The organism is Streptomyces sp. WI03-4A (genome assembly GCF_033792105.1).
GTDB lineage: Bacteria > Actinomycetota > Actinomycetes > Streptomycetales > Streptomycetaceae > Streptomyces > Streptomyces collinus_A.
Window position 1 is genome coordinate 47,565 of sequence record NZ_JARAUO010000045.1, and the last position, 15,834, is coordinate 63,398.

Annotated in this window: 16 protein-coding genes and 1 tRNA gene; 8 read left to right on the forward strand and 9 right to left on the reverse strand. The window is 69.1% G+C overall.

Annotated elements, in window-relative coordinates; translation table 11 throughout:
- Positions 1-6 precede the first annotated feature (6 nt).
- The 5 genes from PV343_RS33320 to pknB all read left to right on the forward strand — a co-directional run bounded on the left by PV343_RS33320 (position 7) and on the right by pknB (position 7,325).
- On the forward strand, positions 7-525 hold the full coding sequence (locus PV343_RS33320) for an FHA domain-containing protein (RefSeq protein WP_020941139.1): 519 nt from the start codon (positions 7-9) through the stop codon (positions 523-525).
- 140 nt (positions 526-665) lie between these two features.
- Entirely contained in the window at positions 666-2,213 is a 1,548-nt protein-coding gene (locus PV343_RS33325) for a Stp1/IreP family PP2C-type Ser/Thr phosphatase (protein WP_319150804.1), read from the forward strand.
- 27 nt (positions 2,214-2,240) lie between these two features.
- On the forward strand, positions 2,241-3,683 hold the full coding sequence (locus tag PV343_RS33330; protein WP_319150778.1) for an FtsW/RodA/SpoVE family cell cycle protein: 1,443 nt from the start codon (positions 2,241-2,243) through the stop codon (positions 3,681-3,683).
- A complete protein-coding gene (locus tag PV343_RS33335; protein ID WP_319150779.1) occupies positions 3,680-5,158 on the forward strand; it encodes a penicillin-binding transpeptidase domain-containing protein in 1,479 nt (492 codons plus the stop codon). The genes PV343_RS33330 and PV343_RS33335 overlap by 4 nt, the downstream gene beginning before the upstream one ends.
- A 172-nt stretch (positions 5,159-5,330) precedes the next feature.
- Entirely contained in the window at positions 5,331-7,325 is a 1,995-nt protein-coding gene (pknB, locus tag PV343_RS33340) for a Stk1 family PASTA domain-containing Ser/Thr kinase (protein WP_319150780.1), read from the forward strand.
- Positions 7,326-7,389: 64 nt separating this feature from the next.
- On the opposite strand, the gene PV343_RS33345 is transcribed toward pknB, so the two are convergent.
- Genes PV343_RS33345 through PV343_RS33370 form a run of 6 tightly spaced genes read right to left on the reverse strand, consistent with a single transcriptional unit; the run spans position 7,390 to position 11,580 of the window.
- Positions 7,390-8,142, reverse strand: a complete 753-nt coding sequence (locus PV343_RS33345; RefSeq protein ID WP_319150781.1) for a class E sortase — start codon at positions 8,140-8,142, stop codon at positions 7,390-7,392.
- A gap of 15 nt (positions 8,143-8,157) precedes the next feature.
- A complete protein-coding gene (locus PV343_RS33350) occupies positions 8,158-9,222 on the reverse strand; it encodes a class E sortase (RefSeq protein WP_319150782.1) in 1,065 nt (354 codons plus the stop codon).
- Entirely contained in the window at positions 9,219-9,857 is a 639-nt protein-coding gene (locus tag PV343_RS33355) for an aminodeoxychorismate/anthranilate synthase component II (RefSeq protein ID WP_020941132.1), read from the reverse strand. The genes PV343_RS33350 and PV343_RS33355 overlap by 4 nt, the downstream gene beginning before the upstream one ends.
- A complete protein-coding gene (locus PV343_RS33360; RefSeq protein WP_319150783.1) occupies positions 9,854-10,051 on the reverse strand; it encodes a hypothetical protein in 198 nt (65 codons plus the stop codon). Before PV343_RS33360 ends, PV343_RS33355 begins: the two co-directional genes overlap by 4 nt.
- A gap of 16 nt (positions 10,052-10,067) precedes the next feature.
- Positions 10,068-10,760: a class E sortase gene (locus PV343_RS33365; protein ID WP_319150784.1), complete on the reverse strand. Its 693-nt coding sequence runs from the start codon at positions 10,758-10,760 to the stop codon at positions 10,068-10,070.
- A gap of 31 nt (positions 10,761-10,791) precedes the next feature.
- Complete coding sequence (locus PV343_RS33370; protein ID WP_319150785.1) at positions 10,792-11,580, reverse strand: DUF881 domain-containing protein; 789 nt, start codon at positions 11,578-11,580, stop codon at positions 10,792-10,794.
- Positions 11,581-11,720: 140 nt separating this feature from the next.
- Here PV343_RS33370 and crgA point away from each other — a divergent pair, with 140 nt between their 5' ends.
- Positions 11,721-11,975, forward strand: coding sequence for a cell division protein CrgA (gene crgA / locus PV343_RS33375; RefSeq protein WP_030344322.1), 255 nt, complete (start codon positions 11,721-11,723; stop codon positions 11,973-11,975).
- Between the two features lie 246 nt (positions 11,976-12,221).
- On the opposite strand, the gene PV343_RS33380 is transcribed toward crgA, so the two are convergent.
- Complete coding sequence (locus tag PV343_RS33380; protein WP_319150786.1) at positions 12,222-13,106, reverse strand: rhomboid family intramembrane serine protease; 885 nt, start codon at positions 13,104-13,106, stop codon at positions 12,222-12,224.
- Positions 13,107-13,217: 111 nt separating this feature from the next.
- On the reverse strand, positions 13,218-13,751 hold the full coding sequence (locus PV343_RS33385) for a peptidylprolyl isomerase (protein WP_319150787.1): 534 nt from the start codon (positions 13,749-13,751) through the stop codon (positions 13,218-13,220).
- Positions 13,752-13,991: 240 nt separating this feature from the next.
- Between PV343_RS33385 and PV343_RS33390 the strand changes: the two genes are divergently transcribed.
- Complete coding sequence (locus tag PV343_RS33390) at positions 13,992-14,702, forward strand: DUF5324 family protein (RefSeq protein WP_319150788.1); 711 nt, start codon at positions 13,992-13,994, stop codon at positions 14,700-14,702.
- Positions 14,703-14,976: 274 nt separating this feature from the next.
- Here PV343_RS33390 and PV343_RS33395 read toward each other — a convergent pair.
- Positions 14,977-15,049 (reverse strand) — tRNA-Ala (locus PV343_RS33395).
- Positions 15,050-15,231: 182 nt separating this feature from the next.
- On the opposite strand from PV343_RS33395, the gene PV343_RS33400 reads away from it, so the two are divergent.
- Entirely contained in the window at positions 15,232-15,780 is a 549-nt protein-coding gene (locus PV343_RS33400; protein WP_020941124.1) for a helix-turn-helix domain-containing protein, read from the forward strand.
- Positions 15,781-15,834 lie beyond the last annotated feature (54 nt).

A 15,834-nucleotide genomic window follows, 5' to 3' on the forward strand; every position in this document is an offset into this window, starting at 1 on the left:
GGGGCAATGTCAGAGCTGACCCTCACGGTCATGCGGCTGGGTTTCCTGGCCGTACTGTGGCTGTTCGTGATCGTGGCCGTGCAGGTCATCCGGAGCGACCTGTTCGGTACGCGCGTCACCCAGCGCGGAGCGCGCAGGGAGGCGGCACGGCCGCAGCAGGCCGCACGGCAGCAGCAGGCCGCGCCTCCGCCCCAGCGCGGTCAGCAGGGCGGCGGGCGGCAGCGCCGCAACGCCCCCAGCAAGCTCGTGGTGACCGAAGGCACACTGACCGGCACCACCGTCGCGCTGCAGGGCCAGACCGTCACACTGGGCCGGGCCCACGACTCCACGATCGTGCTGGACGACGACTACGCCTCCAGCCGGCATGCCAGGATCTACCCGGACCGCGACGGTCAGTGGATCGTCGAGGACCTCGGCTCCACCAACGGCACCTACCTGGACCGGTCCCGGCTGACGACCCCCACACCGATCCCGCTGGGCGCGCCGATCCGCATCGGCAAAACCGTCATCGAGCTGCGGAAGTAGTGCTACGTCATGAGTGAGCGCGAGCGGAGCGAGCACGCAGCGGCAGGCCGCACCCCGGTCTGCGGCGCGCTCCCGACCGGAGGGTGGGCAGTGTGGCTCGACACGACCGGCTGTACCCGGAGCCGACGGGCGAGGTGCGCATGAGTCTGTCACTGCGCTTCGCCGCCGGATCGCACAAGGGCATGATCCGGGAGGGCAACGAGGACTCCGGTTACGCCGGTCCGCGCCTGCTCGCCATCGCCGACGGCATGGGCGGCCAGGCGGCCGGCGAGGTCGCCTCCTCCGAGGTCATCTCCACCCTGGTCACGCTCGACGACGACGTGCCCGGCTCCGACATCCTGACCTCGCTCGGCGTCGCCGTGCAGCGCGCCAACGACCAGCTGCGCTCCATGGTCGAGGAGGACCCCCAGCTCGAGGGCATGGGCACCACGCTCACCGCCCTGCTGTGGACCGGGCAGCGGCTCGGCCTCGTACACGTCGGCGACTCCCGCGCCTACCTGCTGCGCGACGGGGTGCTGACCCAGATCACCCAGGACCACACCTGGGTGCAGCGGCTCGTGGACGAGGGCCGGATCACCGAGGAAGAGGCCACCACTCACCCGCAGCGCTCGCTGCTGATGCGCGCGCTCGGCAGCGGCGACCACGTCGAGCCCGACCTGTCGATCCGCGAGGTGCGGGCCGGCGACCGGTACCTGATCTGCTCCGACGGCCTGTCCGGCGTCGTCTCCCACCAGACGATGGAGGAGACCCTCGCCAGCTACCAGGGCCCCCAGGAGACCGTGCAGGAGCTGATCCAGCTCGCGCTGCGCGGCGGCGGCCCGGACAACATCACCGTGATCGTCGCCGACGTGCTCGACCTGGACACCGGTGACACCCTCGCCGGGCAGCTGTCCGACACCCCGGTCGTGGTCGGCGCCGTCGCCGAGAACCAGCACCACCTGCACGACAACGGCATCATGCAGACGCCGGCCGGCCGCGCCTCCCACCTCGGCCGCCAGGGCCACGGGCAGGGCGGCGGCGAGTTCGGCCCGCCCGGCTCCGGCGACAGCACCGGCTACGTGCCCGCCGGCGGCTTCGGCGACTACACCGACGAGGACTTCACCAAGCCCCGCAAGAACCGCAGGTGGCTGAAGAGATCGGTGTTCGGCGTCCTCGCCCTTGCGGTGATCGGCGGCGGACTGTACGGCGGTTACCGCTGGACGCAGACGCAGTACTACGTCGGCACCAACGGCGAGCACGTCGCGCTGTACCGCGGCATCAGCCAGGACCTGGCCTGGGTGTCGCTGTCGAAGGTGCAGCAGGACCACCCCGAGATCGAACTCAAGTACCTGCCGCCCTACCAGCAGAAGCAGGTCAAGAACACGATCGCGGCGGGCGGCCTGCAGCAGGCGCAGACGAAGATCCAGGCGCTGACCGTGCAGGCCTCCGCGTGCCGCAAGCAGGCGGAACGCACCGCCGCGCAGAGCGAGCGCAACGCCAAGACGGGCCAGGGCGAGGCCGGAGGCACCACGGGAACCACCCGTACCTCCCTCACGTCCAAGGCATCACCGACGCCGAACCCGTCGGCCTCGGGCTCCTCGAAGTCCCCTTCGAAGTCCCCGAGCCCGTCCGCGACCGCCACTCCCAACCCCGGCCCGAGCCTCTCCGAGGATGAGCAGAAGGTCGTCGATCAGTGCGGCAAGCAGTGAGCACGCCGTGAGGGGCCCTGTCACACGATGAGCAGTACTTCGAATTCGCCGACGCACCACACCTCCACGATCGGCGCGATCGGCGCACCGAGCCGGCGCAACACCGAGCTGGCTCTGCTGGTGTTCGCCGTGGTCATCCCGGTGTTCGCCTACGCCAACGTGGGTCTGGCCATCGACGACTCGGTGCCCACCGGTCTGCTGAGCTACGGCCTCGGCCTCGCGCTGCTGGCGGGCGTCGCCCACCTCGCGGTGCGCAAGTTCGCGCCGTACGCCGACCCGCTGCTGCTGCCGCTGGCGACCCTGCTCAACGGGCTCGGCCTGGTGGTCATCTGGCGGCTCGACCAGTCGAAGCTGCTCCAGTCACTGCCCAACTTCACTCAGGCCGCGCCTCGGCAGCTGCTGTACACCGCCCTGGCCATCGCCGTGTTCACCGTGGTGCTGATCTTCCTGAAAGACCACCGCGTCCTGCAGCGCTACACCTACATCTCGATGTTCGGCGCGCTGGTCCTGCTGATCCTGCCCCTGGTGCCGGGCCTCGGCGCCAACATCTACGGCGCGAAGATCTGGATCAACATCCCGGGCCTCGGCTCCCTTCAGCCGGGTGAGTTCGCGAAGATCGTTCTCGCGATCTTCTTCGCCGGTTACCTGATGGTGAAGCGCGACGCCCTGGCCTTGGCCAGCCGCCGCTTCATGGGCATCTATCTGCCGCGCGGCCGTGACCTCGGTCCCATCCTGGTCGTCTGGGCGATCTCGATCCTCATCCTGGTCTTCGAGACCGACCTCGGTACGTCGCTGCTGTTCTTCGGCATGTTCGTGATCATGCTGTACGTCGCCACCGAGCGGACCAGCTGGATCGTCTTCGGCCTGCTGATGTCCGCGGTAGGCGCGGTCGGCGTGGCGAGCTTCGAGCCGCACGTGAAGAGCCGTGTCAGCTCCTGGCTCGACCCGATGAAGGAGTTCGCCCTCAGCCGTCAGGGCGTCGCCGGCCACTCCGAGCAGCTGCAGCAGGCACTCTGGGCGTTCGGTTCCGGCGGTACCCTCGGCACCGGCCTCGGCCAGGGCCACTCCGACCTGATCCGGTTCGCCGCCAACTCGGACTTCATCCTCGCCACCTTCGGCGAGGAGCTGGGCCTCGCAGGCATCATGGCGATCCTGCTGATCTACGGCCTGATCGTGGAGCGCGGTGTGCGCACCGCCCTCGCCGCCCGGGACCCGTTCGGCAAGCTGCTCGCCGTCGGCCTGTCCGGCGCCTTCGCGCTGCAGGTGTTCGTCGTGGCCGGCGGTGTGATGGGCCTCATCCCGCTGACCGGTATGACGATGCCGTTCCTCGCGTACGGCGGTTCGTCCGTGCTGGCCAACTGGGCGCTGATCGGCATCCTGATCCGCATCAGCGACACCGCCCGCCGCCCGGCGCCCACCCCCGCGACCAACCCCGACGCCGAGATGACCCAGGTGGTCCGACCGTCATGAACAAGCCCCTGCGCCGGATCGCGATCTTCTGCGGTCTGCTCGTCCTCGCCCTGCTGATCCGTGACAACTACCTGCAGTACGTCAGGGCCGATCAGCTGAGCAGCGACAAGGACAACCGCCGGGTCGCCATCGAGCGCTACGCGAACCCGCGCGGCGACATCATCGTCGACGGCAACCCGATAACCGGTTCCGTCGAGTCCAAGAGCGGCGACTTCAAGTACAAGCGCACCTACAAGAACGGGCCCATGTGGGCCCCGGTCACCGGGTACTCCTCGCAGGCCTTCGACGGCAGCCAGCTGGAGAAGCTCAACGACGGCATCCTCACCGGCAACGACGACCGGCTGTTCTTCCGCAACACGCTCGACATGATCACGGGCAAGCCGAAGCAGGGCGGCAACGTCGTCACCACGCTCAACGCGGCCGCGCAGAAGGCGGCGTTCGACGGTCTGAGGTCCCGGGGCGGCAAGGGCGCGGTGGTCGCGCTCGAGCCCTCCACCGGCAAGATCCTCGCGCTGGCCTCCTACCCGTCGTACAACCCCTCGTCGTTCGCGGGCAACACCAACGACGACGCCAAGGCCTGGAACAAGCTCCAGAAGAAGAACAACCCGTCCGACCCGATGCTGAACCGGGCGCTGCGCGAGACCTATCCGCCGGGCTCGACCTTCAAGGTCGTCACGGCCGCGGCCGCGCTGGAGAACGGCAAGTACAGCTCGGCGGACGAGCCGACCCAGTCGCCGCTGCCGTGGGTCATGCCGGGCACGCACACGGAGCTGAAGAACGAGGGCAGCATCCCCTGCAAGAACGCGACCATGCGGGTCGCGCTCCAGTACTCGTGCAACACCGTCTTCGGCAAGATCGGCGCCGACCTCGGCAACGACAAGATGCTCGCCGAGGCGAAGAAGTTCGGCTTCGACTCCGAGCAGTTCACGCCGGTCCGCTCCAACGCGTCGGTGTTCTCCGACCACATGAACGACTCGCAGACCGCGCTGTCCTCGATCGGCCAGTACAACACCGCGGCCACCCCGCTGCAGATGGCCATGGTCGCCTCGGCGGTCGCCAACGACGGCCGGCTGATGAAGCCGTACATGATCGACGAGCTGCAGTCCTCCAACGTCGACCCGGTCTCCACGACCGATCCGCAGGAGATGAGCCGGCCGCTCTCGCCGAAGAACGCGCAGGTCCTGCAGCAGATGATGGAGACCGTCGTCAAGGACGGCACGGGCAAGAACGCGCAGATCGGCGGCGGTGTCACCGTCGGCGGCAAGACGGGTACCGCCCAGCACGGCGTGGCGAACAGCGCGAACCCCTACGCGTGGTTCATCTCCTACGCCAAGCTCAGCGACGGCAGCTCGCCGGTCGCGGTGGCCGTGGTGGTCGAGGACGAGAACGCCAACCGCGACGACATCTCCGGCGGCGGCCTGGCCGCGCCGATCGCCAAGAAGGTCATGGAGGCCGTCATCAATTCCAAGAAGTGACCCCCATCACGCCCCCTTCACATCGTCGCACGTTGCGATACCGGTCCTGTATCGGGTTACGGGCTTGGCCAGGTCACACAGAGCGAGCCGGGTACGGTAGGCCCGGACGGCAGCCTCCGGCCGCGCACGGACGTGTGCGGCCGGGACCGACGGAGAGGGCTGGTAGGTAGCTATGGAAGAGCCGCGTCGCCTCGGCGGCCGGTACGAGCTGGGCCAGGTGCTCGGCCGTGGTGGCATGGCGGAGGTCTACCTCGCGCATGACACCCGCCTCGGCCGCACCGTGGCGGTGAAGACGCTGCGCGCGGACCTCGCGCGCGATCCGTCCTTCCAGGCCCGCTTCCGCCGGGAGGCCCAGTCGGCCGCCTCGCTCAACCATCCCGCGATCGTCGCGGTCTACGACACGGGTGAGGACTACATCGACGGGGTCTCGATCCCGTACATCGTGATGGAGTACGTCGACGGCTCCACGCTCCGTGAGCTGCTGCACTCGGGCCGCAAGCTGCTGCCCGAGCGCGCGATGGAGATGACGATCGGCATCCTCCAGGGTCTGGAGTACGCCCACCGCAGTGGCATCGTCCACCGCGACATCAAGCCGGCCAACGTCATGCTGACCCGCAACGGTCAGGTCAAGGTGATGGACTTCGGCATCGCCCGGGCCATGGGCGACTCGGGCATGACCATGACCCAGACCGCCGCGGTGATCGGTACGGCCCAGTACCTGTCGCCGGAGCAGGCGAAGGGCGAGCAGGTCGACGCCCGCTCGGACCTGTATTCGACGGGTTGCCTGCTCTACGAGCTGCTGACGGTACGGCCGCCCTTCGTGGGCGACTCCCCGGTGGCCGTGGCCTACCAGCACGTCCGCGAGGAGCCGCAGGCGCCCAGCGTCTTCGACCCCGAGATCACCCCCGAGATGGACGCCATCGTCCTGAAGGCGCTGGTCAAGGACCCGAACTACCGCTACCAGTCGGCCGACGAGATGCGCGCCGACATCGAGGCCTGTCTCGACGGCCAGCCGGTCGCGGCGACGGCCGCGATGGGCGCGGTCGGCTACGGCGGCTACCCCGACGACCAGCCGACGACGGCCCTGCGCTCGGACGCCGGAGCGGGCGCGACCTCGATGCTCCCGCCGATGAACCCGGACGACGGCGGCTACGGCTACGACGACCGCCCCGACCGGCGCCGTCAGCAGAAGAAGAACAACACCTCGACGATCCTCCTGGTGGTCGCCGGTGTCCTCGTCCTGATCGGCGCGATCCTGATCGGGAAGTGGGCGTTCACCGGCAAGAACGACGACGGGACCTTCAAGGCCCCGAACTTCGTCGGCAACAGCTACGGCGTCGCCCAGAAGATGGCCGTCAACTCGGACCTGAAGCTGGCGCCGCCCACCCACAAGCCCTGCGCGAACCAGCCCAAGGGCAACGTCTGCTCGCAGAACCCGGCGGCCGGCTCCGACGTCAAGAAGAACGACACGATCAACATCGTGGTGTCCACGGGCGCCCCGAAGGTCGACGTGCCGGACGTGCGCGGCACCCAGTTCGACAAGGCCAAGTCCCTGCTCGAGGGCAAGGGCTTCACGGTCGACAAGAAGACCGAGGTGTCCTCCCAGCCCCCGGGCGTCGTGATCTCCCAGGACCCGGAGTACGGCGCCTCCAAGGAGAAGGGCAGCACGATCACGCTGACGGTGGCCAAGGCGGAGGAGAAGGTCTCCGTCCCGGACGTCACCGGCAAGTCCTGCGACGAGGCGAAGGCCATCCTCCAGTCGAAGGGCCTGGCGCCCAACGCGAACTGCAACGACGTCGCCGTCACCGACCCCGGTCAGGACGGCAAGGTCCAGAACACCACCCCGGCGGCCGGCCAGCAGGTCAGCAAGAACACGCCGGTCGCGATCAACGTCGGCAAGGCGCAGGGCCAGCAGCAGGTCCAGGTCCCGCAGGTGCAGAACCGCTCGCTGAAGGACGCCCGCAAGATGCTGGAGCAGCTGGGCCTCCAGGTCAACGTCCAGGGCTCGCAGGACGACAACGCGGTGGTTCTCACCTCCAACCCGGCCCCGGGCAGCAACGTGAACCAGGGCGACACGGTGACCCTGTTCACCGTCGACCAGGGCGGCGGGAACAACGGCAACAACGACAACGGCGGGCCGAACATCTTCGGTGGCGTCGGGGGCTGAGGCCCCGCGCTCACGAGGGGGCCCCTGCCGGCAGCGTCCGGCAGGGGCCCCCTCGTCTCGTCCGTCAGCCCAGTTCCCTGGGCGGGGTCCGCTTGCTGTCGACCTTCTGCACGCGGACCAGTTCGCCCCACACCACGTACCGGTAGCGGGAGGTGTAGACGGGGGTGCACGTCGTCAGGGTGATGTAGTGGCCCGGCCGCTTCCTGCCGGACTCCTCCGGGACCGCGGACAGGACCTTGACGTCGAACTTCGAGGTCTCCGGCAGGATCGAGAAGACCTTGTAGACGTACCAGTCGTCCTTCGTCTCGAAGACGATCGGGTCGCCGTCGCGCAGCTTGTCGATGTTGTGGAACTTCGCGCCGTGGCCGTCGCGGTGGGCGGCGAGCGCGAAGTTGCCCTTCTTGCCGGTCATGGGCAGGGCCGCCTTGACGGGGTCCGTGTAGTAGCCGGCCACGCCGTCGTTCAGGACGTCCGTGTCCGTGCCCTTCTCCACCAGGACCTCGCCGTTGCGCATCGCCGGGACGTGCAGGAAGCCGATGCCGTCCTTGGTGTCGAGCGCGCCGGGTCCCGAGTCGGTGGCCTGCGCCCAGTGGTCGCGGACCTTGCCGGCCTCCCGGTCGGCCTTGCGGTCCGCTATCACGTTGGTCCACCACAGCGAGTAGACGACGAAGAGGGCGAGCAACACCCCCGCCGTGATCAGGAGTTCTCCGAGAAAGCTGATCGCGAGGGCGATCCGTCCGGGGCTCCGGGGGCGCGGGGCGGGTTCCGCGTCGGAGGCGTCCGTGTGCTCTTCGGTGTCGTCGGCGGTCCCTGCCACAGTTCCTTCTAGCCCCTAGTCGATGAGCGCGTCCGGCTTGCCCTTGTCGCGCGGGCGTTCCTCGACCATCTTGCCCCAGACGATCAGCCGGTACTTGCTGGTGAACTCCGGTGTACAGGTGGTGAGGGTGATGTACCGGCCCGGCCCGGTGAAGCCCGAGCCCCGGGGGACCGGGTTCAGCACGCTCGTGTTGGACGGCGGTGTCACCGGCAGCGTCGAGGTCACCTTGTACACGAAGTACGTGTCCTGCGTCTCGACCACGACCGGGTCGCCGGGCCTGAGCCGGTTGATGTACCGGAACGGTTCACCGTGCGTGTTGCGGTGCGCGGCGAGACCGAAATTGCCGGTCTTCGCGCTCGGCATCGCCGTCTTCAGCGCGCCCGCGCCGTAGTGGCCGACCATGCCCTTGTCGAGCACCTTCTTGTTGTCGACGCCCTCGGCGATCGGCGCCACCACGTCCAGCTTGGGGATGTGCAGGATGGCGAAGCCCTGGCCCGGCTCGAACACCCCCGGGGCCCGCTTGCCGCTCGCCCAGTCGTCCTGGAGCTGGTGCGTCTCGCTGCCGGCCTGCGCGTGCGCGCGGACGTTGGTCCACCACAGCTGGTAGGTGACGAACAGCAGCATCAGCACGCCGGTGGTGATGAACACCTCACCGATCGCCCGGCTGGCGAGCACGGCCGGACCCGGCTTGCGCAGTCGCGCCTGGCGCCGGGCCTCCACCCGCGACAGCGGCGGCTGCGCCCCGGACCGCGGAGCGTCGGCCGCACCCGCCGCCTCCCGGGTGCCGCCATGACGCCCACCGCGCCGCTTGGCGGCCTTCCTGCGGGCCGCGCGCCCTCCCGATGAGGTTCCGGTGGCGGATGATGCGGAAGCGGCGCGAGAGGGCCTCGGAGGCTCTCCGTCGGGGCCGGTCGGCGGACCGGGGATCCGCAGCGCCATGGTCTCGTCGTCCAGGGACGGCCGGTACGGCTCCCCGGGCACCGCCCCCGCCACGGTCCAGTCGCCCTGCGCACCGGAAGCCCCGTACGACTGATCCCCGTACGAGGTATCGGTCTCGCGCTCCGGGCGCAGCGCGGTCACGCCGTGGCCCTGCCCACCACCGGGGCGAGCCCCGCCGACCTCGCCACGGCGTCCTGGTAGCCGCATTCCACCAGCCAGTTGGCCAGCATTCGGTGCCCGTGCTCGGTCAGCACCGACTCGGGGTGGAACTGCACGCCCTCGACCGGGAGTTCCCGGTGGCGCAGGCCCATGATGATGCCGTCGTGGGTACGGGCCGTGACCCGCAGCTCGGGCGGGACGGTGGCCGGCTCGGCGGCCAGCGAGTGGTAGCGCGTGGCCGTGAAAGGCGAAGGCAGACCGGCGAAGACGCCCTCGCCCTCGTGCTCCACCAGCGAGGTCTTGCCGTGCAGCAGCTCGGGCGCGCGGTCCACGACACCGCCGTAGGCCACCTGCATCGACTGCATGCCGAGGCAGACGCCGAAGACCGGCACGCCGGTCGCCGCGCAGTGGCGGACCATGTCCACGCAGACGCCCGCCTGCTCCGGTGCGCCGGGGCCCGGCGAGAGCAGGACGCCGTCGAAGCCGTCCTGGGCGTGGGCCGTCGACACCTCGTCGTTGCGCAGCACCTCGCACTCGGCGCCGAGCTGGTACAGGTACTGGACCAGGTTGAAGACGAAGCTGTCGTAGTTGTCCACGACGAGAATCCGCGCACTCACTGGTTGTCCACCGTCACATCGTTGAAGGGCAGCAGCGGTTCGGCCCAGGGAAAGACGTACTGGAAGAGCACGTAGATCACGGCCATGGCGAGGACGAGTGAGATCAGCGCCTTCACCCACACGTTCCCCGGCAGATGCCGCCAGATCCAGCCGTACATGCCGTCCCTTCCGTTCCACCACGGCACCTGACTCACGCCGTACAGCACCAGACTAGCGGCGTAGAGCCTTCGGTTGGCCTGCCTCCACAGGCTGTGCGGAGTCCAGGTGCGCCCAGACGATCAGCCGGTGACTGTGCCCCCATTCCGGATCGCACGTGGTCAGCGTCAGATACCGGCCCGGACGCGTGTACCCCGACTTACGTGGCACAGGGTCGATCACCTCAACGTCCGTCGGCACGGTTTTGTAGGGCCCTTTGTCGATCCGATACGTGAACCAGGTCGTACCGTCCGTGAGCACCACCGCGTCGCCCGGCCGCAGCCGGGGGAAGTCCTTGAAGGGGTCGCCGTAGGTCCGCCGGTGGCCGGCGACGGCGAAGTTGCCCTCCTGGCCGATCCGGGCGGTCCCGGCGTAGTGGGCGAGGCCCTTCTTGAGCACGTCGGCGCCGGTCCCCTCCAGCACAGGCTTGTTCCACGTGAAACCGAGCCGGGGGATGTACATGATCGCGAAGGGCCTGCCGTAGTGGTAGGCCGCCGGCTTCGGCGCTCGCGCCGACGTGGTGCCGGGGCCCTGTGCCGTGGGCCGGGCGCCGCCCGTCGCCCACTGCCGGTGCAACTGGTCGATCTGTTCGTCCATGGCGCCGTCCGCCCGGACGCCGGTCCAGAACAGCAGGTACGCGACGAAGAGCACGATCAGGGTGCCGACGGTGATGCACAGTTCGCTGACGGTCCTGACGATCACGCGCACCGGCGGCTCCTGTCAGGGAAGGCTGCTCCGGCTACTCCACTGGCTTCGCGTAGTGCAGATCCACTGTGCCCGAGTAGCCCGGCAGAGTCACCGTCCCGTCGTCGGTGACTTTCCAGCCCAGGCCGTAGACGTTGACGTACACCATGTACGTCTGGATCGCCTTGCTCGCGGCGAGCGCCTGCTGCAGCCTGCCCGGATCCCCCACGGCCGTGATCTTGTACGGCGGCGAGTAGACGCGACCCTGGAGGATCAGCGTGTTGCCCACGCAGCGCACCGCGCTGGTGGAGATCAGCCGCTGGTCCATGACCTTGATGCCCTTGGCGCCGCCCTGCCACAGCGCGTTCACCACGGCCTGGAGGTCCTGCTGGTGGATGACCAGGTAGTCGGGCTGCGGCTCGGGGTAGCCGGGGAGCTTGGCGGTCGCGTTCGGCGGGGCGTCGTTGAGGGTGACGGTGACCGCCCGGCCCGTGAGCTTCTGGGTTCCCGCGCGCTTCTCCAGACCGCTGAGCCGCTCGTCCTGCGCCTTGGTGCTGCCGTCGTCGCTCTCGGCGAGCGTCTCCACGTTGCCGCGCAGGGCCGCGTTGGACTCGTCCAGCTCCTTGTTCTTGCGGCTGCGCTCCTGGATCAGGTCGGACAGCTTCAGCAGGGAGGAGTCCGTACGGATGTCCGTGCCCTTGGCCGTGTTGAAGCTGGTGAAGAAGATCAGCCCGGCGAGCGCGAAGACGGCCACGGTGAGAATCCGCACCGGACGGAAGCGCGGATGACGGGCCGGGCCGGAACCCGTTGATCCCGTGCCGGGGGAGTCGGCAGAATTGCTCAACGTACCCTTATCTCCTTCTACGCCGCGGAAGCACTACGCTAACGGACGCCCGGGGGAGTGCTCAGTGTCCCCTTGTACGCTGCCCCGGACCGACCCAGTTACCTGCGCGGCCACGCAGCGCATCGACAGGAGAGACCCTCGTGCCGAAGTCACGTATCCGCAAGAAGGCCGACTACACGCCGCCGCCCGCCAAGCAGGCGCAGGCCATCAAGCTCACCACCAGCGCCTGGGTCGCGCCGGTCATGCTGGCCATGTTCCTCATCGGCCTGGCCTGGATCGTCGTCTTCTACGTCACCGACGGCTCGCTGCCGATCGACAGCCTGGACAACTGGAACATCGTGGTCGGCTTCGGCTTCATCGCCGCCGGCTTCGGTGTCTCCACGCAGTGGAAGTAGCTCTGCCCAGGGCTGTTCGCTGAGTTATCCACAGGCCTGACCCTCTGTCCACACCCCCCTGGGGAAAAGACTACGATCTGTGGATAACCCATCGGCCGTTGACGCCGGTGTGACTGGCCTACCGGCACTGATACACCCGTTCGCCCCCTGCCCGACCTGCGGAAACGCATCCGAGCGGCAGGGGGCGCACCTGTGCCCGCACCGTATGCACAAGATCCGGCACACGCTGTGGACAAACGGGGGACGTCAGCCGAGCTGAGCGGTCCTGACCAGCACCAGGACCACTGACACGGCCAGGACGAGCGCACAGGTGCCGTACTGGACCAGGGCCCGCTTCTCCCGCGGCGCGTGCACCATGGCGTAGCCCGTGATGACACCGGCGACCAGGCCGCCGATGTGGGCTTCCCAGGCGATGTCCTTGAACCCGAAGGTGAAGGCCAGGTTGATCGCCAGCAGGACGAAGATCGGCCGCATGTCGTAGTTCAGCCGACGCATCAGCACCGCGGTCGCGCCGAACAGCCCGAAGATCGCCCCGGAGGCACCGAGCGACGCCGTCGACGGTCCCGCGAGGAGATACGTGAGCGCCCCGCCGGCCAGACCGGAGACGAAGTAGAGCGTCAGGTAGCGGACCCGGCCGAGGGCCGCTTCGAGCGGGCCGCCGATCCACCAGAGGCTGAGCATGTTGAAGCCGATGTGCCAGAACTGCTGGTGCGTGAACATCGACGTCACGAAGCGGTACCACTCGCCCTGGGTGACGCCCATGGTCGTCTGGTACGGCTTCGGGGGCCACTGCCCGATGAGGACCAGGTCGTTCAGCAGCGAGGACTTGGCCTGCACCGCGATGAACACGGCGATGTTGATCCCGATGAGGATCTTGGTGACCAGCCGGGGGTCCGCCGTCACCGTGCCCCCCGCCATCGTGCGGGGCTGCGACGCGGTGGGAGCGTGCCCCGTGCCGGAGCCGTCGCGGACGCAGTCGGGGCACTGGAAACCGACCGAGGCGCTGACCATGCACTCGGGGCAGATGGGCCGCTCGCAGCGGGTGCAGCGCACACCGGTCTCACGGTCCGGGTGCCGGTAGCACACGGGCAGGCTCCTGGCGTCCTGCGTGCTCCCTGCGGCCTGGTCCATCGGATCCCCTTGCTGGTCGTGAGCCTGTCCCCCGGCACATACCCCGCCCCGCCCCTCCATACGGACGAGCGGGGCGTTTGGTTCCCGGAGGACGCCGGGCGGAGGCGGGGCTCAGCCCTGGCGCTTCTCGACGACGACGGTCTCGATGACCACGTCGTTGACCGGGCGGTTGTTCGGGAGTGTCGTCGGCACGGCGGCGATGGCGTCCACGACCTTCCGGCCGGCCTGGTCGCTGACCTCACCGAAGATGGTGTGCTTGCGGTTCAGGTGCACGGCGGGGCTGACCGTGATGAAGAACTGGGAGCCGTTGGTGCCCGGCCCGGCGTTGGCCATGGCGAGCAGGTACGGCCGGTCGAAGCGCAGGTCGGGGTGGAACTCGTCCGCGAACTCGTAGCCGGGGCCGCCGATGCCGGTGCCCAGCGGGTCGCCCCCCTGGATCATGAAGCCGCTGATGACCCGGTGGAAGACCGTGCCGTCGTAGAGCTTTTCGCTGCTCACCACCCCGGTCGCCGGGTGCGTCCACTCCCGCTCGCCCTGGGCCAGGTCGACGAAGTTCCTGACCGTCTTCGGCGCGTGGTTCGCAAACAGCCGGACCTCGATGTCGCCGTGATTGGTCTTCAGGGTGGCGTAGAGCTGCTCGGCCACGGTGTGCCTTCCGTTGTCCTCGTGTGACGTCCCGATCCTCGCACGGCCCGGGCCCCTGAAACCGGGCCGCCGCGAGTTCCGCCGGTGGGGGCGCGCGCGACGGCGATTCGTGGCAGGGTCGACGGGAAGCACCGGTTGCACCCATATGCCCGCCCTCGCATGCCGCGCGGGCAGCTGACAGGCATGATCCGTAAAAGGGTGGAAAGTCGATTACCGTACGCCACCGAGGAGGAGGAACCCGTGACCCGCATCGACAGCGTGCGCGCCGCGACCGGCTCGGCGAGGGACAGCGTGCTGCACGCCGCGGAAGTGGTGGCGCCCTACGCCGACACGGCCAAGGAGCGTGCCGCGTACTACGCGCAGGAGGCACGCGTACGACTGGCGCCCGTGGTGTCGCAGGCCGCAGAGCAGGCCCGCGAGCAGTACGACGCCCGGCTCGCCCCACGCCTTGAACAGGCTCGTGCGCATGTGCCGCAGAAGGTGGACCTGGCCGCACAGGAAGCCGCCGCCGTTACCCGCAAGGCCGCCCGGCAGGCGGCCGACTACTCGCGTCCGAAGATCGAGCAGGCGGTGGCCGCGGCCACCCCGGTGGCGGACGAGGCAGCCGCGCGGAGCGCGGCCGCCGGTGTCGCCGCTCTCGCCGCGCTGCGCGGTCAGGTCTCGACCCGGGAGATCCAGAAGCTGGCCCGCAAGCACGAGCGGCGCGGCCGGACCGGTCGTGCCGTGAAGATCCTGGCGGCGTTCGGCCTGGTGGCCGGCGGTGCCTTCGCGATCTGGAAGTGGTGGGACAAGCAGGCCAATCCCGACTGGCTGGTGGAGCCGCCGGCCGCGACGGAGGTCCCGGAGTCCGGCCGTCTGAGTTCCGTGGACGGCAGCGGCTCGGTCCTGGACCCTGAGGTCCAGGCGAAGCAGGCGGAGGACGAGGCCGCGAACCGCGACGACCAGGAGTGAGGCCACTGGCCGTCGCGTGAAACATGCGGTGGGGCGGACGACTACATAGTCGTCCGCCCCACCGCATGTTTCACGTGGAACCGGCCCCGCCCGTGCCACCGATGAACGGGCCGGCCTCTCATGAGGCGCCCCTCCCCATCGAGTTGAGACCTGGGGCCGTCCGCTCCCGCCCGCGGACCGTCTTCGGCCCCGGCGCGGCACGGCCCGGCACGGCCCAGCGCGCGAAAAGACCCCCTCTGACCGCATTCACGCAGATCAGAGGGGGTCTCGTGTGTGGAGCCTAGGGGAGTCGAACCCCTGACATCCGCCATGCAAAGACGGCGCTCTACCAACTGAGCTAAGGCCCCCGGAGGGAAGCACCGACCGTAGATCTCGCGATCCGGAGGGCGCCGCAGACCAGAGTACCGGGTCACCCCCCGTATCCCGCAAAAAGATTGGGGGTCCCCGTGGATGACCACTCTCCGTAAGATGCTCGACGTGGTTCGCTACAGCGAACCGCGGTTTTCAGGGGAAGCGATGGGGAGACGCAATGGACGCCGCACAGCAGGAAGCCACCGCCAGAGCGCGGGAGCTGCAGCGGAACTGGTACGGGGAGCCGTTGGGGGCGCTCTTCCGTAAGCTCATCGACGATCTCGGGCTGAACCAGGCCCGGCTCGCGGCGGTGCTGGGCCTGTCGGCCCCCATGCTGTCGCAGCTGATGAGCGGCCAGCGCGCGAAGATCGGCAATCCCGCCGTGGTCCAGCGGGTGCAGCTGCTGCAGGAGCTGGCGGCGCAGGTCGCGGACGGCAGTGTCAGCGCGGCGGAGGCCACCGACCGCATGGACGAGATCAAGAAGTCCCAGGGGGGCTCGGTGCTGAGCAACACCACGCAGACGACGAGCAGTTCGGGTGCGCCGACGGTCAAGCGCGTGGTGCGCGAGATCCAGTCGCTGCTGCGGTCCGTGGCCGCCGCCGGTGACATCATCGACGCCGCCGACAGCCTGGCCCCGAGCCACCCCGAACTGGCCGAGTTCCTCAAGGTCTACGGCGCCGGCCGCACCTCGGACGCCGTCGCGCACTACCAGTCCCACCAGAACTGACCCCGCGGCCCGGTTGCCCGGAGGGGGTCCGGGAACCGGGCCACAGCGGCACGG